Raw genomic sequence first — 14849 nt, forward strand, 5'->3', positions numbered from 1 at the left:
CACAGTCCCGCTGTGTGTTTTTTTATCTTTTTAGAATCCCTCTTTTATTATCGGGCTGCTTCAGCCAATGCCTGAGCCCTTTTCCTGCGTGTAGTTCATCATTATATCTGGGAATGACGTGCAGGTGGCTGTGAAGAATGGATTGATTTGAAGCATCGCCCACATTCCAGCCAAGCGTATATCCATCTGGAGCATACTTTTTATCTAAATAATCCTTGGCTTTTTGCAGAAGTTCATATGTATCATTCCACTCTTCCGCCGTCAGGTGAAAAGCATCGGAATGGTGCGCTTTTGGCACTATGACCCCACAGCCCTCCAATACGTCCTGTTCTTTATCGTGCTGAAGAAAATAACAAGTGCTGTTTTCAAAAATGATATGTTGAAGAGGGTCCTGGTGCGGTCTGCAAAAAGGACAATGCTCCTGATAAGGCACTTAATTTTCCCCTTTCTGTGCAAGGTGATTTATCAGCAAATTCACTAAAGCGGCTTTATGTGAATTCTCATCGAATGCTGAGTTATTGATTACAGCCTTTCGGATGGACAGCTCCTTCAAAATTTCCTCTTCAGCCTTCCTCCTGGCTTCAAGAATCTTTAAAGTGCCTTCTGCCCCGCTTAAATGATTTTTCTTACCATATCCTTGACCGGTATAATAATGGATAAAACCTTCAGACCAGGATGGCGGCCGTTCATTTATCGCTTTCCTGAAAGACAAGTCAAGGTTATCCTGACTGACATAAATTAATATCGGATTCAGCTTTTTCACGGATTTTTCCAATGCTAATACATAATTCCGAACCTTTGTAAGGGGAGCTCCATATTTAATCATACCGACTGTAACTGGATTCTGTAAAAAACAGCATTCAAAAATATGTACCTTTTTGCCGCTGGCAGCTCGATTGGAAAATCGTTCCCAATTATTGATTATAAGTTTCATATTTTGCTCCAAAGGAAGCTCATAGATATCATTTTTAGATACTTTCTCATAAAATGTGTCTGGCATATCAGGTCCAATCTTTTTATACGGCACTAAATAGCCAGTATCTTCCGGAAAACTTTTTTCAATCATCCGGTCTCTGAATGCACTGTATTCTTCAAGCAATCGATGCCACTGGTCGTTTTCAAAATAGGCGACGCTCTCATAATCTGCCGGGTGATCCAGATCACCTTCGCAGAATAGCTCTGATTCAATACCGTTTTGCATCAAAACTTCATGAACCAATCTTGCGGTAGTAGATTTGCCTGAACCAGGGAGACCCTCAATTAAAATTAATTTTGTATCCATAGAATCACCTTCATAATATTTAGAATTCCCATTCTATTGTAATGCATAAAAAGAAAAACAAACAGCATTATTAACTGTTTGTCTCTTGGATGATGTTTATTTTATTTCCGTAAAAGCATTAAACAGATTTATCCAGACAGGCAATCAGGCGCTGCTCGATATCTAAAGCCAATTCTTTTAGATTCTGGTTATCAATCATGCTTATTAACGCGCTTGGCCTTGGCAGCCCTATCTTTGTTTTCCCTTTTTCTTTATATACGACAATTTTACATGGGAGAAAATATCCAACAATTTTATCTTCTTTCAGTACCCGCTCAGCCTCCTGCGGGTTACAGACTTCTAGCACCTTAAATTCCTCTTCCAATTGAAAGCCTTTTTCTTCAAGCTTTTCTTTAATATCAAAAGTCCAAAGCACACCAAACTGTTCATCTTTTAAATGTATTTCCAATGCTGTAATTGCTTCTTCAATGGATTTCTCTGTTTCAATAGTGTAAGCAAAATTCATGGCAGTCACCTCTTTTTATTTCCTTCTTAATGTAAACAGGCTGCTGTTTTTTACTATGGAATATTAATGGTTTTGGGGAACTGCCAAAATGTTTTTTATAACAACCATTTGTTGGTGTGCGGCTGAATTTCCGTCGCCATGATCATATAAAAGCCGGCACTCAAATTATTTGCGTTGTTTGTTAATTTCCATTATCAAAACAGTCAGTGCATCGCTCATTGGGGAGGCTTGCATGTTATTAATGATTTGTCCTCTTCTTTTTTCAAGTTTATCCAGGGACTCAATCAGGCTGTCTTTTGTTAAGTTCTCTTCTTTCAATGTAAGCGAGAATCCTTTTTTTAAGAAAGATTCTGCATTTAGTATTTGGTCTCCCCTGCTTTGTTTTTTGGTTAGCGGGATGATGAGCATTGGGATTTTTAAAGACAGGAATTCAAAGATGGCATTTGATCCTCCCCTGGTGACGACAGTATCTGTAGCAGCGAGGATATCAGCAAGCTCATTGCTAATGTATTCGAATTGTCTGTACCCTTTAACATTTATTAAACTGTCATCCTTCTGCCCTTTGCCGCAAAGATGAACAATTTGGTATATAGCAGTCAGCTCCTGAAGGGATGCCCTGATTGTTTCATTAATTTTCTTAGCGCCCAGACTGCCTCCCATTACAGTCATAATTGGTTTTTCATCTGTAAACCTAAGAAACTCCTTCCCTCTCTCCTTATCACCTGAGAAGATTTCCTTTCTGATCGGAGATCCTATGGCCTTAGTCTTTTTCGCAGGAAAATGTGCTGCTGCTTCATCAAATGAAGTAAAAATCCTGTCAGCAAACCGCTGGGAAATTTTGTTTGCAAGTCCTGGCGTCAGATCACTTTCATGAATATAAATAGGTATTTTTAATGAGCTTGCCGCAATAATAACAGGCACCGATACAAATCCGCCTTTTGAAAAGACAAGCTTTGGCTTCAATCTTTTGAGCAGCTTTCGAGCTTCGATAATCCCTCTTAACACTCGAAAAAAGTCTTTTGCATTTTCTTTATCCATGTAACGCCGGAGCTTTCCGCTGCTAATTCCGTAATATGGTATGTTAATCTCAGAAATCAATTCTTTTTCGATTCCTCTTATCGAACCGATATAGTGAATATCCCATTCTTTTTGAGAAAGTTCATTTATTATGGCAATATTCGGAGTCACATGCCCGGCAGAGCCGCCCCCTGTAAAAACGATTTTATTTTTCTTCATTTCCTACCTGCCTATACAATTTTTAATTCCATTATATATCTAAGATACCAGTTTAAGTCCGATTGCTGCACTTAATACCATTGCAATAAAAAATATCCGTTTGGCATCTTTGGGCTCTCCGTACAGAATCATGCCAAGAACAGCTCCTCCAGCGGCACCAATTCCAGTCCAGACCGCATAAGCTGTACCCATTGGCAGCTCTTTCATGGCCAGCGCAAGGAACAGGAAGCTGGCGCCAAAACCGCCAACCAGCAGGAATAAGGATTGCCAATTCCGTTTTTTGTGCAGGCTGTTAATCATGGTTACACCTGTCATTTCAAAAAGGCCAGCCAGAATTAAAAACACCCAGCTCATGAACTTTCAGCTCCTTTTGATTCATCTTCATTTGTCACTAGCTTTAAGCCCAGAACACCTAATAACAAAATAAGAACCAGTATTATTTTAGATAATTTCAAAGGCTCTCCGAAAAATATGATTTCAGATAAAACTGTACCAGCAGTGCCTAAGCCAACAAAGACAGCATAAACCGTTCCCACAGGCAGGACTTTGCCAGCCATGATCATCAAATAAAAACTGACTGCTATGCATAGAATGGTCCCTGCCCATGATAATGGATCATCCGAATGCTTTAAACCAATCACCCAAAACACTTCAAAAAATGCGGCTATAAATACCTTCAGCCACTGCATGAAATCAGCCCCTTTTAAACGAATAGTATTCCCGGAAAAAGAAAAAAGCCCGGAAGATATCTGATGAACAGTATCTCCCAGGCTTTTATCCTTCCGTGGCATAGCTAATATTGCTATGAGTTTTCTCTCGGACCAGGCCAGCAGCTGCTGCGGAACCCTAGAAAACCTTTTTATTAGATTTACTGGCATTATAACAAAATAAAATCAGCTTTTCCATAATAATAGATGAAAATAAATATCAAGACACATGATCAGCAAGGACATATTCTTTTTCCCATTTCCTGCTGTCTGACATTTCAGCTGATAAAGAATGCGGTGAGCACGTGGATGCAAGATGGCTGATTGATGGCGGATAGGGACTTATCCTAATATGGCCTTTAATATAGCTCAAAGCCATTTCATAGTCGAAATCACGGCAATAATCAAAATAATAATGAACGATTTCGTTTTTAATCCGAAATGAGGGATAGATTCTTTCAATAAGAACCAAAAGCTTCAGCATCTCTGTTTTGTTCATTTTACCAATCCTTTATTATTATGTTAATTCAATTATTGCCTTTTTTACTAAAACAAAACCCCTGCATCTCCGCAGGGGTTTCGCTTTACATATCCAATTCAAGCGCTACCGGGCAATGATCGCTGCCCATAATGTCGCAGTGAATCTGTGAATCTAGTATTCTTTCTTTTAGCTTTTCGGACACGATAAAGTAATCAATCCTCCAGCCGATATTCCGCTCTCTAACCTTGGCCATATATGACCACCAGGTATAAGCTCCCTCAGCATCAGGATATTTATAGCGGAATGCATCAACAAACCCGGAACCCAGCAATCTGGTCATTTTTCCGCGTTCTTCATCCGTAAACCCTGAGTTGCCCCTGTTGGATTTAGCATTTTTTAAGTCTTTTTCGAAATGTGCCACGTTTAAGTCCCCGCACATGATCACAGGCTTAATTTTATCCAGGCCGAATAAATACTCCCGAATCCGCTCTTCCCACTCAAGGCGGTATGGAAGCCTGGCCAGGTCACGCTGTGAATTCGGAGTATAGACATTGACGAGATAAAAGCCATCATACTCAAGCGTGAGGATCCTGCCTTCAGGTTCTGTTTCCTCATCATTCAATCCATAGCGGACAGAAAGCGGCTCTTTCTTTGTAAATACAGCTGTACCGGAATACCCTTTTTTTATCGCATAATTCCAGTATTGGTAATAGCCTTCCAGTATAAGTTCGATCTGTCCTTCCTGCAGTTTGGATTCCTGAATGCAAAATATGTCTGCATCCACTTCTTTGAAATAATCCATGAATCCTTTTTTCACACATGCCCTTATGCCATTCACATTCCATGAAACGAGTTTCATTGTTATTATATCCCCTTATGTTAAAAAATCTGCCTGATTACAACATTACCATGGAAATTCAATACTTGCACAGTTAAAGTACTGTAACAGGAACGGCAATTCACAAGAAAATGCATCCTATTTTTATAAGCGTTGCTTTATTGCCTGAATATCATGGTACCGGCATTCATCTGCACTAATTTGATCTTTTCCCCCCGCTTAATACTTTCATATAATGATGCCGTCAGCTCAAAGGATTTGCCATTATCCAGCCGTATCCAATATTCTTCATGGGTGCTAAAGTTGCTTAAGTAATTATCAACCGAAGTCAGACGATATTTCTCATCTATTTCCCCTTCGTATTCAGTCATTTTGGTCTCCGCAGCTACAAGACCTGAAATGAACCCGTAATAGACGACCAGCAATACGGCTGCCATTTGAATGTAAAGACCTGATTCCATCCACTTTTTCAATTGTTCATCCCTCTGTTTCTATTGTTTGTAGTGAGCTACCCTCAATAGATTGGGATAAACCTTAGAATTTCAAACGTCTATACAATAAAAAATGCCCAAATTAGTGGGCATTTTTCACATTATTCTCTTACTGCATCATATAACAGTATGGCTGCTTTTTCAGGTGAATCAGCCTGGCTGATTGCAGAAATAACAGAAACACCGTCAGCCCCTGCCTTAATTATAGGAGGTGTATTTTCAGGAGTAATTCCGCCTATTCCTACAACAGGAATTTGGATATGAGCAGATCTTAATTCTGTCAAAAAAGTAAGTCCCTGAACGGCTTTGGCATCTTCCTTTGTGGATGTGGGATAAATAGGACCTATCCCAAGGTAATCTGCGCCTTGACGGATCGCTGTTTCCGCTTCCTGCATGCTGTGCACTGAGACTCCCAGGATTTTGCTGCCAATTTTCCTGCGGACCGCATCGGCTGGTTCATCGTCCTGGCCTATATGGACACCATCTGCATTTATTTTAAGTGCCAATTCGATATCATCATTTACAATAAAAGGGATACTGCTCTCTTTGCAGATTGCTTGAAGCTTTTTTGCGAGCGATTCCTTTTCTTTGCCATGAAGGCATCCTGCTCCTTTTTCACGGAATTGAAATAACTTAATTCCTCCTTTGATGGCCGATTGAAGGACTTTTTCAGGATCCTGATGGCAATTAGTGCTGCCCATTATAAAGTATACTTTTAATAAGTTTCTCATTGCCTGCGGATTAACGGCCATAAACTTCAGTCTCCTTCTTCCTTCTATTGAACGCCCAGTGATTGGTAGGACCATGACCGCTGCCAATTCCCAAGTCAAATTCAATGGCGGCCTGGATGAATTTTTTCGCTCGATCAACAGCTTCTGGCACAGAAAGACCGTCTGCGAGGCCAGCGGTAATGGCAGCCGAAAAAGTGCAGCCTGTTCCATGTGTATTGGCGGTTTGTATTCTGCTGCTCTTAAATTCCGAAAAACTTTCTCCGTCAAATAGAAGGTCTGCTGCTATGTCCTTTGCTTCGTCATGGCCGCCTTTTATGATGACATTTTTTGCTCCAAGGTGATGCAGCTTTTTTGCTGCTTCTCTTTTATCCTCCAGCGAACGAATCCTTATGTCCGTTAAAACCTCTGCCTCTGGAATATTCGGGGTAATCACCATAGAGAGCGGAATAAGACGCTTCTTCATCGCTAATATCGCTTCATTCTGAAGAAGACTTGCTCCTCCCTTTGCAATCATCACTGGATCTATGACGACATTTTTCCATCCGTATCTCACGATTTCATTGGAAACACTCTCGATTATATCTGCACTAAAAAGCATTCCTGTCTTTACAGCGTCAGGTCTGAGGTCCTCTCCTATCGACTGAATTTGAGCAGACACTGCCTCTGCTGTCATTGGATAAACTCCCTGAACGCCCTTGGTGTTTTGAGCCGTAACAGCAGTCAAAGCAGACATGCCGAAAACACCGAGTTCCTGAAATGTTTTTAAGTCTGCCTGAATGCCCGCGCCGCCGCCGCTATCTGAACCCGCTATGGTTAAAGCTTTATTCACTTTCATTTAAAAGCCTCCTATCCGATCGTTTTTTCAAAAGATCCATATGCTTCAACATCTGCAGCAGAAATGTTATATAAGCTATTCAAAAACTCTGCTTGGAAAGTTCCTGGGCCTTTGCCATCCGATTTTACTGCTGCAATTTCTGCGGCAGATCCATAAACGATCAATGAAGCTGCTGCCGCTTTTACAGGATCCTTTTCAACAGCAGCGAAAGCTCCTATTACAGAAGTAAGAAGACATCCGGCACCTGTTACTTTCGTTAGAAGAGGATGGCCATTGTTAATGGCAAATGTGGATCTTCCATCTGAAACGATATCCTGTTTTCCTGTGATAACAGTGACTGCACCAAGTTCTTTTGCTGCCGACTTAGCAAGCTCAGAAGTGTTCCCTGCTGCTTCAACTGCATCTACGCCCTTAATACTCCATTTCTGTCCTGCTGCGTTGGCAATTTCTGCTGCATTGCCTCTTATGATGGTAATATCTAATTCTTCTAATAGTCTTTTAGCTGTTTCTGTACGATAGGCCGTCGCGCCGACACCAACAGGGTCAAAAATGACCGGCACTCCATGCTGATTTGCTGACTTACCCGCTATGAGCATGCTTTTTACTTCTTTTTCAGTCAGTGTTCCCATATTGAGAACCAATGCGCCAGCTATTTTAGCCATGTCAGCTGCCTCTTCATGTGCATATGCCATCACTGGTGATGCCCCAATAGCCAGAAGGCCATTTGCCGTAAAGTTGGTTACCACCACATTGGTGATATTATGTACCAGAGGATTTGTATCTCTTAGTTTTTCCAATAGGCTGCTAATCTCCTGAATGTTCACATTAATTCCTCCTTTAATTCATAACTAGTCCGCCATCCACAACCAAATTCTGTCCTGTAACCGCCCTTGCCCAGGGAGAAGCGAAGAAGACTATTGCATCAGCCACTTCTGCAGGATCTGTGACTTTTTTTAATGGAGTTGAGTTTTCGATAATTTCAAAGACTTCCTCGGATGTCGAAGCACTGGCGTCTGTCGTTCTTAACAAACCGCCTGATACCATATTCGCAGTAATCCCATATTGGCCCAGCTCATTCGCCATATTCCTGGTGAAGCCTAATAGAGCAGCTTTGCTGGTCGTATAGTCATGGTAGGGTACAACTGGATTCTGGAATAGATTGGTCCCAACCGAGATTATCCTGCCAAACTCCTGTTTTTTCATATCTTCCAGACCAGCCTGGACTGTGTTTAAAGCCCCAAGAATTGCACCTTCGAGCTGGTTTTTGTAATCGTCCCATTTAATTGTTTCTGCATCTTTTTTTGAAATAGGGTCAAATTGAAAGTTCACCAGTGCATTATTGACTATGGTTGTAATGGGGCCTCCAAAGTGTTCCTTCGCCTTTTGAAACATTGATTTCACTTGACCTCTGTCCCGGATATCAGCACGAATGGCAATGGCTTTTTCGCCAATTTCCTTCTGTAGAGCATGTGCTTTTTCCTCGCTATGGAAATAGTTAATGACAACTCTCGCCCCTTCCCTCGCGAATGCTTTTGCTGTTTCTTTGCCCAGCCCTCTGCTGCTGCCTGTAATAATGACAATCTGATCGTTAAGATTCATAGAAAATCCTCCTTATTGATAGCCAATTCATTTGTTTTTGAGAACAAAATAAAAACCAGATCCGAAATTGGACCTGGCTGAATAATCTAAGAGAAAAAACATCGTTCCCCGCAATTACTACTTTCCTACGCTGGTATGATCCAGATCAGGTCCGAAGGGTAAAAAACAGTCCGGTTTCTTTCTCAGCCCGCGAGCATCGGGCACCCCTAGCAGTAAAACTATTAAGTTGGCTGATTTCATCTTAGCCTGAAACGTTAAATCTGTAAAGTCTTGCAATTCTGCCTGTTCCTCTTTAAGGTTTAAATAGAAATACATAACTTGGAGGAATCAAAGAATGGCTGAACACCAATTCCATTTAAAAGCACATTGGCCTGGACTTCGTAATGATGTTGGAGAAATTGAGACTGGAGGGCTGAAAACAAAGGTTTCCATTCCCCCAGAAATGGAAGGTCCCTGAATCGGAACAAATCCGGATGAAATGCTGCTTGGGGCTGCAGCAACTTGTTATATCATTACCCTGGCAGCCATGATGGAACGAAGCAAACTCGAAAAAGAAGACCTTACGATGGAATCAATTGGAATTGTGGATGTAACCAAAGGAGTGATTACGTATAGGAAAATTATTCATCGCCCCCTTATCTTGTTAAAAGCTGATGCGACAGAAAAGGATCATTCACTTGCGCGAAAGCTGGCGCAAAAAGCTGAAGCATCCTGTATGATTTCCAGGGCGATTAAAGGAAATGTGGAAATAGCACTGGAAGAAACCATTCTAATTGCCAAAAGAGCATCCAAATAAACCAAAAACCGGCATGTTAGCCGGTTTTTAATCTTAGAGAGCCCACTTTCGGATTGCTTTTGCAACACCAGCGTCATCATTAGTTCCCGTAACAGCATTGGCTGTTTCTTTCACAATATCCTGGGCATTTCCCATTGCTACTCCCCAGCCAGATTCCTCTATCATGGCAATATCATTTAAGCTGTCTCCCATTGCCATTACATTTTCCATCGAAATGCCAAGAATCTCAGTTACCTTCTGGATACCTCTGGCTTTATTGATGCCCAGAGCATTTACCTCAATATTAGTTAAGCTGGAATTTGTAATTTCCAGGTCCCCTTTTGTTCGAAGCTCTTTATGAATGAGTTCCCTGATCTCATCATCTGATATATCAAATCCAAATTTAAGCCATTCATGGTCATGAATATTTTCTGGCATTTCATTCATCCAAACTTGTTCGCAGCTGGTTGCCCAGAATTTGGTCTTATGTGACTGGGATAAATTCCACATCCATTCCATTACTTTAGAATCAACAGGAGTCCTTGTGATTAATTCTCCACCAGGGCCAAATATTTCACTGCCGTTGACCGTGATCAAATAGGAGTTCAATTCCAAAGAATCAGCATGATCGCCTGCCGTGAGCCTGGATCTTCCCGTGCTTAAAATAACTTCAATCCCTTTTTCCTTCGCCTCCCGTATTGCCTTGCGGTTTTCATCTGGAATTTCCCCTCTGGAATTCAACAAGGTTCCATCCATATCAAGAGCGATTAATTTGATCTGTGGAGCAATATTTGATTGTGACATAATAATCTCCCTTCTTTCTTGCACAATAAATCCATTATATAAATAAATAATCGTCCCATCAAAAACAAAGCATTTGGGCAGAATCATTTATTCGAAAATAGCGATCATTATTCCCAATCTAATTGTATAGGCCAGAATTACTCAATATGAACAAATGAGGAAATGATGAATGTTCCTTGTTATTTTTGCTCCTTCTGTTCTTAAGCTATGCATGGATGTGGTTTTATTTAATCGGATTAAATAATCAGGCGCAGACCAAATGGTATGCGCTTTTTTTGTATAATCTTAATAGATGCCAAAAGTTGAAGCGATTTACTTGTATCTGTCGTCTAACTGTCAGGAAACAAAAGGCAGCCGGAATCGGCAGCTGGCAATTTAGCAAGGAGGCAGTCATGTGAGCTCTGATGATTATGTAAAACGGTCAATTGCTGATCAAGTGGATCGTGCTCTCGTTCTTGAAATGATCATGGATGAGTATGGAACCGTTTTGAAGAGATTGATATACAGCTATGTGAATGATTGGAATGCGGCCAGCGATTTAACACAGGATACCTTTATTACTGTTTATGAGAAGCTGGAAAGTTTCCAGCAAAGATCTTCTTTTAAAACATGGATTTTTACAATCGCTATTAATAAAAGCAAAGACTATCTTAAAAGCTGGCATTATCGAAATATGGTCCTGAATGAAAAGGTTTTTTTCCTGAAGAAGGATAGAGAAAAAGATCCGGAAGCTTCATTTCTTGAACGGGATGAACATCAGGAATTGCTAAAAACGATTGAATCCCTCACAGTAAAATACCGGGAAGTCTTCCTTCTCCATTATTACCAGGATCTCAGTCTGGCTGAAATAAGTGAAACCCTTAATATTCCTATTTCTACTGTTAAAACAAGACTGTACAGAGGACAGGAAAAAGTGAAGAAGATACTATCTGCTGCAGAAAGAGGTGAACAGCATGGCTGATCTGAATCAGGAAGTGAAGAAAGAGTTGAATGCTGCATGGACGAAAGATTCTGTTTTCACAGAAGAAGAAAAACAGAGAGTCAGAAACCGAATCGCCACTTCTGCTGCTAAAGGCAGGAAAAAAGACTATGTTCCTAAGCTTCTTTCTGCCGCTGCAGCTGCTGGGTTTGTCCTGTTGATTGGCGGGATTGCCGGAATCCAGACAGATGACTTTAACAAGCAAAATGGACAGGAGACTGTCATTTCAAATAAAGATTTTTATTCCGGCCTTACAGAGGGTGCTATGCTAAATAACTGGAAACTGAATGGTTACGAGAAGGATTCATATGGCCGCATAACTGCAGTTTTTACTGGAAAGGCAGCGGTTACAGGCATTCTGGATTTTCAGGATGAAATTGTATACTTTCAGCCTGATCGTGATTCTTTAAAATTGCTGCCGATCATGGATGGCAAGACCATAAAAATAACTTTTAATGAAACCGATCAGGAGATGCTAAAAAAGGTATTTGGCACAGCCGCACCCATTAAAGCAGAAAGTGTTTCTTTAATTTTAGATGGATATCGCGCACCGGAAGGCGCTGTACATCAGGCTGAAGTCTTGGAGCTGGCAGCCCCAAAAGAACCTCAATTCCATGCTGTTCCATTCCAGCTGGCCCTAAATATTAATGCGGAACTGGTCCTGCCGGAGCCTTTAAACCATGTGTATAAAGAATTTTCTTTAAGAGGAACGGATGAGATCTTAAGAGGTTTAAGCCCGGCAGAAGTATTCCAGCTGTACTTATTTGCTGAAGAAATTGAAGATTATTCTACTCAATATGCATTGTTTAACCATGATCCGGAAATCGGAAAACCATTCCCTACCCTGAATCATTACCTGAATGCTATAAGCGAGTCGCCATCGATCCCAGAAGAACAGACATTATTGCATAGGGTGAAGAATGCACATTTAGAAGAAGTCATTAGCGATGACTCTTCAGCATATATTTCCATATCTGAAGAGGATGGCTTTGGATTCGGCCTCAGCAAAAACAGCGAAGGAATATGGAAAGTAAACTGGATGCCAACCCAATAAATTGGCTGAGCTTGTACCGTTAATGGTGCAGGCTCTTTATATTTACCTAAATAGGCCACCAAAGAACACAATGATTGCTAATACGGATGAAAGAAACAGGGTGAGGATAATGGAAAATAATACATGAAAACCCGCTTGCCAGTTTTGGACTTTCTTTAAAACAAAAACACTCACGAGGAAGACAATGACTGTCAGAAGCAGAAGAAGCGAAAATGGACGATGGCCGATATTATTCAGATAAATATCATACAGAGGCGAAAAACCCAGCAGCAAAAATAAACCAAGACATATAAACGATAAGATGAAAACAAAATGGCTTAGTTTTTCCGGCATGGTTAGTCCCCCTTCTATAAAATGGACTTCTCTTAATAAATTGTATGAAAACATATGATTTTATAAAACTTGTAATTTATTCATTGTTTTTATATGGTATAAATATCTTTAGGTATACTAAATAAAAAGAAGGTTTTTTTGTGAATAAAAATTTATTGATCACTTTTCTTACTGCTGTATTAGGTGCAGTATTATTTTCATTAATGCATATTCCGGTCGCCTTTTTGCTTGGTGCATTGACTGCTGTTATGATTGGAAGCCGGCTCAGCAGGATTCCGTTTTATTGGCCAGCCGGATTTCGTGATGCGGGGATTATCATCGTCGGATACAGCATCGGGCTTTCATTTACACAGGAAGCAGTTCTGCTTATCCTGCAGAAGCTCCCTTTTATTTTGCTCGTTACCGTCTGCATGGTTCTCTTTAGCGGCATATCTGCACTTCTCATTGCGAAATTAATGGGCATCGACTATCCCACGGTTTTAATCGGCAGTATTCCCGGAGGTCTGTCTCAAATGATTCTTCTGGCAGAGGAAGTCAAAGGAATCGATATCACGGTTGTTACCTTTATGCAGGTCGCACGGCTTTCCATGATTATCTTCATTGTTCCTGTACTGGTATTCGGACCTTGGCTGAATGTCCCGAGCGGTTCCGGTTTTGAAGCCGCAGAACCTTTATGGGGTCATTTATTCCCAGATATTTTACTCTTTGTCTTTGTTTCTTTTGCCGGCATAATCCTAAGCAAACGCCTGAAGCTCCCTACCCCGTACCTTCTCGGTCCGATTATGGGAACAGCGGCCCTTGTCCTTTCCGGTATAAATGGACCCGGACTCCCGCCTGCTGTTTTGGATTTATCACAGCTATTAATCGGGGCTCACATCGGCATGATGATGAAGCCTGAAAAGCTGGACAGTAAGGTCAAAACCATTTCTCTGGCTGCCTTAAGCGGCCTGCTGCTTATTGCGTGTTCGGTGCTGCTTAGTTTTATGATTATGCACTTTTTTCACCTTTCCCCTGCCACCAGCTTTTTAAGCCTGGCACCCGGAGGAATGGACCAAATGGCCATAATGGCTCATGAAACCGGCGCCGACTTAGCCATAGTAACAGGCTATCAGCTATTTAGGCTGTTTTTTATCTTCTTTGTAGTACCTCCGTTTTTAAAATGGAGCTTTTTAAAGTTTAAGAAATTGGAATCCACAAGCTAAAAGAAGGGACTGCTAAGCGGCAGCCCCTTCTTTTGCTATTTATTTAGTTAATGACAATGGCCTGTGATCCCATTAGCTCCCAGGCTTCTATAAACTGCTGTTTGGGCACCTTTTTATTTTTTGTGCCATACGGGTCGTTAATATAAATATATTCCTCATCATATCCGGTAATTGCAACACTATGCATCTGGAATGTCACTTCAACTGGCCCCCCCGGTGTATTCCAGGTTTCAAAGGATGCTGCTGGCGATAGGCTTGCAGTTGTAATAATCCAGACTGGCGATCCTTCTGCAATTTTTTCAAGAAGCACATCAAATGGCTTGCCAGTCAGATTCTCGGCACGTTCAGGAAAATACTTTTTCGCCAGTTCGAAAATCGGCCCCTGATAAACGCCTAATCCTGGTCCATCCTCCATGTTGCCGACAAAGCCTTCATTGGGATTCCCGTATTTACCTCCGTTATATCTAAGCGGCACCCGGTTAATTTCCTGTGCTAATTTATTTTTAGATACTTGAATGCCTTCATAACTTATAATCATTGCTAAACTGGTAATCTCACATCCATTATACAGACGGGGATTATCCATTTGATTGTACAATGGCACATCCAGGAGAACGGATTTCTTCTGAATTTCCTGCTTTACAATCGGTACATGCTTTGCCTCGGCATGCGGAACTGCACTATAGTGAATTTCATTTTGTTTTGACGGTTCATTGCTCCCCATCTTTATGCTGCCAAAAGTAAGCGTCAAACCGACCCCGGCTGCAACAGACATAGCAATAATTCTATTACCCAATTTACCCTGCTCCCTCTTAATCTAGCTGTTTTTTTTATAACATTCCAGTTTGATAAACTCAGCTTCCATTGTGACATAGCCGCCCTGATATGACAAATAGCTTGCTGACTGGCAAATTCTTTATGTTTTTTGTCAAAATGAATCCTTTTTGCTTTTTTCTGATGAATATCGTCTTCTTTTGATAGCTTTTGTCAGGCGGCA

The 14849-nt window shown here is 41.1% G+C and carries 19 protein-coding genes, 1 pseudogene and 2 riboswitches; of the genes and pseudogenes, 4 read left to right on the forward strand and 16 right to left on the reverse strand.

The features are described from left to right. Positions 1-22 precede the first annotated feature (22 nt). The 13 genes from ACXAD1_RS11005 to ACXAD1_RS11065 form a co-directional block, all read right to left on the reverse strand. Positions 23-433, reverse strand: coding sequence for an HIT family protein (locus tag ACXAD1_RS11005; protein ID WP_370222640.1), 411 nt, complete (start codon positions 431-433; stop codon positions 23-25). Then, complete coding sequence (locus ACXAD1_RS11010; protein WP_474910032.1) at positions 434-1282, reverse strand: P-loop NTPase family protein; 849 nt, start codon at positions 1280-1282, stop codon at positions 434-436. It abuts the gene before it with no gap. Between the two features lie 118 nt (positions 1283-1400). Continuing rightward, positions 1401-1787, reverse strand: coding sequence for a DUF302 domain-containing protein (locus ACXAD1_RS11015; protein ID WP_206839675.1), 387 nt, complete (start codon positions 1785-1787; stop codon positions 1401-1403). A gap of 165 nt (positions 1788-1952) precedes the next feature. Beyond that, the gene (locus ACXAD1_RS11020; RefSeq protein WP_474910033.1) at positions 1953-3023 is read right to left on the reverse strand and encodes an undecaprenyldiphospho-muramoylpentapeptide beta-N-acetylglucosaminyltransferase; all 1071 of its coding nucleotides are present in this window, start codon (positions 3021-3023) and stop codon (positions 1953-1955) included. Between the two features lie 39 nt (positions 3024-3062). After that, positions 3063-3377, reverse strand: coding sequence for a DMT family transporter (locus ACXAD1_RS11025; RefSeq protein WP_206839671.1), 315 nt, complete (start codon positions 3375-3377; stop codon positions 3063-3065). Beyond that, complete coding sequence (locus ACXAD1_RS11030) at positions 3374-3712, reverse strand: DMT family transporter (RefSeq protein WP_370222634.1); 339 nt, start codon at positions 3710-3712, stop codon at positions 3374-3376. The genes ACXAD1_RS11025 and ACXAD1_RS11030 overlap by 4 nt, the downstream gene beginning before the upstream one ends. 72 nt (positions 3713-3784) lie before the next feature. Continuing rightward, positions 3785-3884, reverse strand: a riboswitch (guanidine-I (ykkC/yxkD leader). A gap of 66 nt (positions 3885-3950) precedes the next feature. Next, positions 3951-4229 (reverse strand): hypothetical protein, encoded by a 279-nt coding sequence (locus ACXAD1_RS11035; RefSeq protein ID WP_206839668.1) that lies wholly within the window; start codon positions 4227-4229, stop codon positions 3951-3953. A gap of 85 nt (positions 4230-4314) precedes the next feature. Next, positions 4315-5070 carry an exodeoxyribonuclease III gene (gene xth / locus ACXAD1_RS11040; RefSeq protein WP_370222630.1) on the reverse strand — a complete coding sequence of 252 codons (756 nt, stop codon included), beginning with the start codon at positions 5068-5070 and terminating at the stop codon, positions 4315-4317. A gap of 137 nt (positions 5071-5207) precedes the next feature. Beyond that, entirely contained in the window at positions 5208-5522 is a 315-nt protein-coding gene (locus tag ACXAD1_RS11045; RefSeq protein ID WP_035330901.1) for a hypothetical protein, read from the reverse strand. A gap of 119 nt (positions 5523-5641) precedes the next feature. Next, positions 5642-6292 carry a thiamine phosphate synthase gene (thiE, locus tag ACXAD1_RS11050; RefSeq protein WP_474910034.1) on the reverse strand — a complete coding sequence of 217 codons (651 nt, stop codon included), beginning with the start codon at positions 6290-6292 and terminating at the stop codon, positions 5642-5644. Further along, positions 6282-7106 (reverse strand): bifunctional hydroxymethylpyrimidine kinase/phosphomethylpyrimidine kinase, encoded by an 825-nt coding sequence (thiD, locus tag ACXAD1_RS11055; protein WP_370222626.1) that lies wholly within the window; start codon positions 7104-7106, stop codon positions 6282-6284. The genes thiE and thiD overlap by 11 nt, the downstream gene beginning before the upstream one ends. Before the next feature lie 11 nt (positions 7107-7117). Then, positions 7118-7930 carry a hydroxyethylthiazole kinase gene (gene thiM / locus ACXAD1_RS11060; RefSeq protein WP_474910035.1) on the reverse strand — a complete coding sequence of 271 codons (813 nt, stop codon included), beginning with the start codon at positions 7928-7930 and terminating at the stop codon, positions 7118-7120. Between the two features lie 13 nt (positions 7931-7943). Beyond that, positions 7944-8705 (reverse strand): 3-oxoacyl-ACP reductase, encoded by a 762-nt coding sequence (locus ACXAD1_RS11065; RefSeq protein ID WP_370222623.1) that lies wholly within the window; start codon positions 8703-8705, stop codon positions 7944-7946. A gap of 105 nt (positions 8706-8810) precedes the next feature. Next, positions 8811-8923: riboswitch (TPP riboswitch) on the reverse strand. A 116-nt stretch (positions 8924-9039) separates the two neighbouring features. Between ACXAD1_RS11065 and ACXAD1_RS11070 the strand changes: the two are divergent. Continuing rightward, positions 9040-9501: pseudogene (locus ACXAD1_RS11070) on the forward strand (OsmC family protein). Between the two features lie 33 nt (positions 9502-9534). Here ACXAD1_RS11070 and ACXAD1_RS11075 read toward each other — a convergent pair. After that, the gene (locus ACXAD1_RS11075) at positions 9535-10284 is read right to left on the reverse strand and encodes a Cof-type HAD-IIB family hydrolase (protein WP_206839659.1); all 750 of its coding nucleotides are present in this window, start codon (positions 10282-10284) and stop codon (positions 9535-9537) included. A 394-nt stretch (positions 10285-10678) separates the two neighbouring features. On the opposite strand from ACXAD1_RS11075, the gene ACXAD1_RS11080 reads away from it, so the two are divergent. Continuing rightward, a complete protein-coding gene (locus ACXAD1_RS11080; RefSeq protein WP_206839657.1) occupies positions 10679-11245 on the forward strand; it encodes a sigma-70 family RNA polymerase sigma factor in 567 nt (188 codons plus the stop codon). Next, positions 11238-12317, forward strand: coding sequence for a hypothetical protein (locus tag ACXAD1_RS11085; RefSeq protein ID WP_370222621.1), 1080 nt, complete (start codon positions 11238-11240; stop codon positions 12315-12317). The genes ACXAD1_RS11080 and ACXAD1_RS11085 overlap by 8 nt, the downstream gene beginning before the upstream one ends. A gap of 42 nt (positions 12318-12359) precedes the next feature. On the opposite strand, the gene ACXAD1_RS11090 is transcribed toward ACXAD1_RS11085, so the two are convergent. Next, a complete protein-coding gene (locus tag ACXAD1_RS11090) occupies positions 12360-12650 on the reverse strand; it encodes a hypothetical protein (RefSeq protein WP_206839652.1) in 291 nt (96 codons plus the stop codon). Between the two features lie 140 nt (positions 12651-12790). Here ACXAD1_RS11090 and ACXAD1_RS11095 point away from each other — a divergent pair, with 140 nt between their 5' ends. Beyond that, a complete protein-coding gene (locus ACXAD1_RS11095) occupies positions 12791-13852 on the forward strand; it encodes an AbrB family transcriptional regulator (RefSeq protein ID WP_206839651.1) in 1062 nt (353 codons plus the stop codon). Between the two features lie 43 nt (positions 13853-13895). Here the strand turns inward: ACXAD1_RS11095 and ACXAD1_RS11100 are convergent, their stop codons facing one another. Beyond that, the gene (locus tag ACXAD1_RS11100; protein ID WP_206839650.1) at positions 13896-14648 is read right to left on the reverse strand and encodes a C39 family peptidase; all 753 of its coding nucleotides are present in this window, start codon (positions 14646-14648) and stop codon (positions 13896-13898) included. Between the last annotated feature and the right edge of the window lie 201 nt (positions 14649-14849).

The sequence above is a fragment of the Cytobacillus sp. ABV4_503 genome (assembly GCF_056158445.1).

Coding starts and splice junctions, on each gene's coding strand:
- ACXAD1_RS11010 (WP_474910032.1), bottom strand. CDS start 1,282: ATGGATACAAAATTAATTTTAATTGAGGGTCTCCCTGGTTCAGGCAAA.
- ACXAD1_RS11015 (WP_206839675.1), bottom strand. CDS start 1,787: ATGAATTTTGCTTACACTATTGAAACAGAGAAATCCATTGAAGAAGCA.
- ACXAD1_RS11020 (WP_474910033.1), bottom strand. CDS start 3,023: ATGAAGAAAAATAAAATCGTTTTTACAGGGGGCGGCTCTGCCGGGCAT.
- ACXAD1_RS11025 (WP_206839671.1), bottom strand. CDS start 3,377: ATGAGCTGGGTGTTTTTAATTCTGGCTGGCCTTTTTGAAATGACAGGT.
- ACXAD1_RS11030 (WP_370222634.1), bottom strand. CDS start 3,712: ATGCAGTGGCTGAAGGTATTTATAGCCGCATTTTTTGAAGTGTTTTGG.
- ACXAD1_RS11035 (WP_206839668.1), bottom strand. CDS start 4,229: ATGAACAAAACAGAGATGCTGAAGCTTTTGGTTCTTATTGAAAGAATC.
- xth (WP_370222630.1), bottom strand. CDS start 5,070: ATGAAACTCGTTTCATGGAATGTGAATGGCATAAGGGCATGTGTGAAA.
- thiE (WP_474910034.1), bottom strand. CDS start 6,292: ATGGCCGTTAATCCGCAGGCAATGAGAAACTTATTAAAAGTATACTTT.
- thiD (WP_370222626.1), bottom strand. CDS start 7,106: ATGAAAGTGAATAAAGCTTTAACCATAGCGGGTTCAGATAGCGGCGGC.
- ACXAD1_RS11065 (WP_370222623.1), bottom strand. CDS start 8,705: ATGAATCTTAACGATCAGATTGTCATTATTACAGGCAGCAGCAGAGGG.
- ACXAD1_RS11075 (WP_206839659.1), bottom strand. CDS start 10,284: ATGTCACAATCAAATATTGCTCCACAGATCAAATTAATCGCTCTTGAT.
- ACXAD1_RS11085 (WP_370222621.1), top strand. CDS start 11,238: ATGGCTGATCTGAATCAGGAAGTGAAGAAAGAGTTGAATGCTGCATGG.
- ACXAD1_RS11090 (WP_206839652.1), bottom strand. CDS start 12,650: ATGCCGGAAAAACTAAGCCATTTTGTTTTCATCTTATCGTTTATATGT.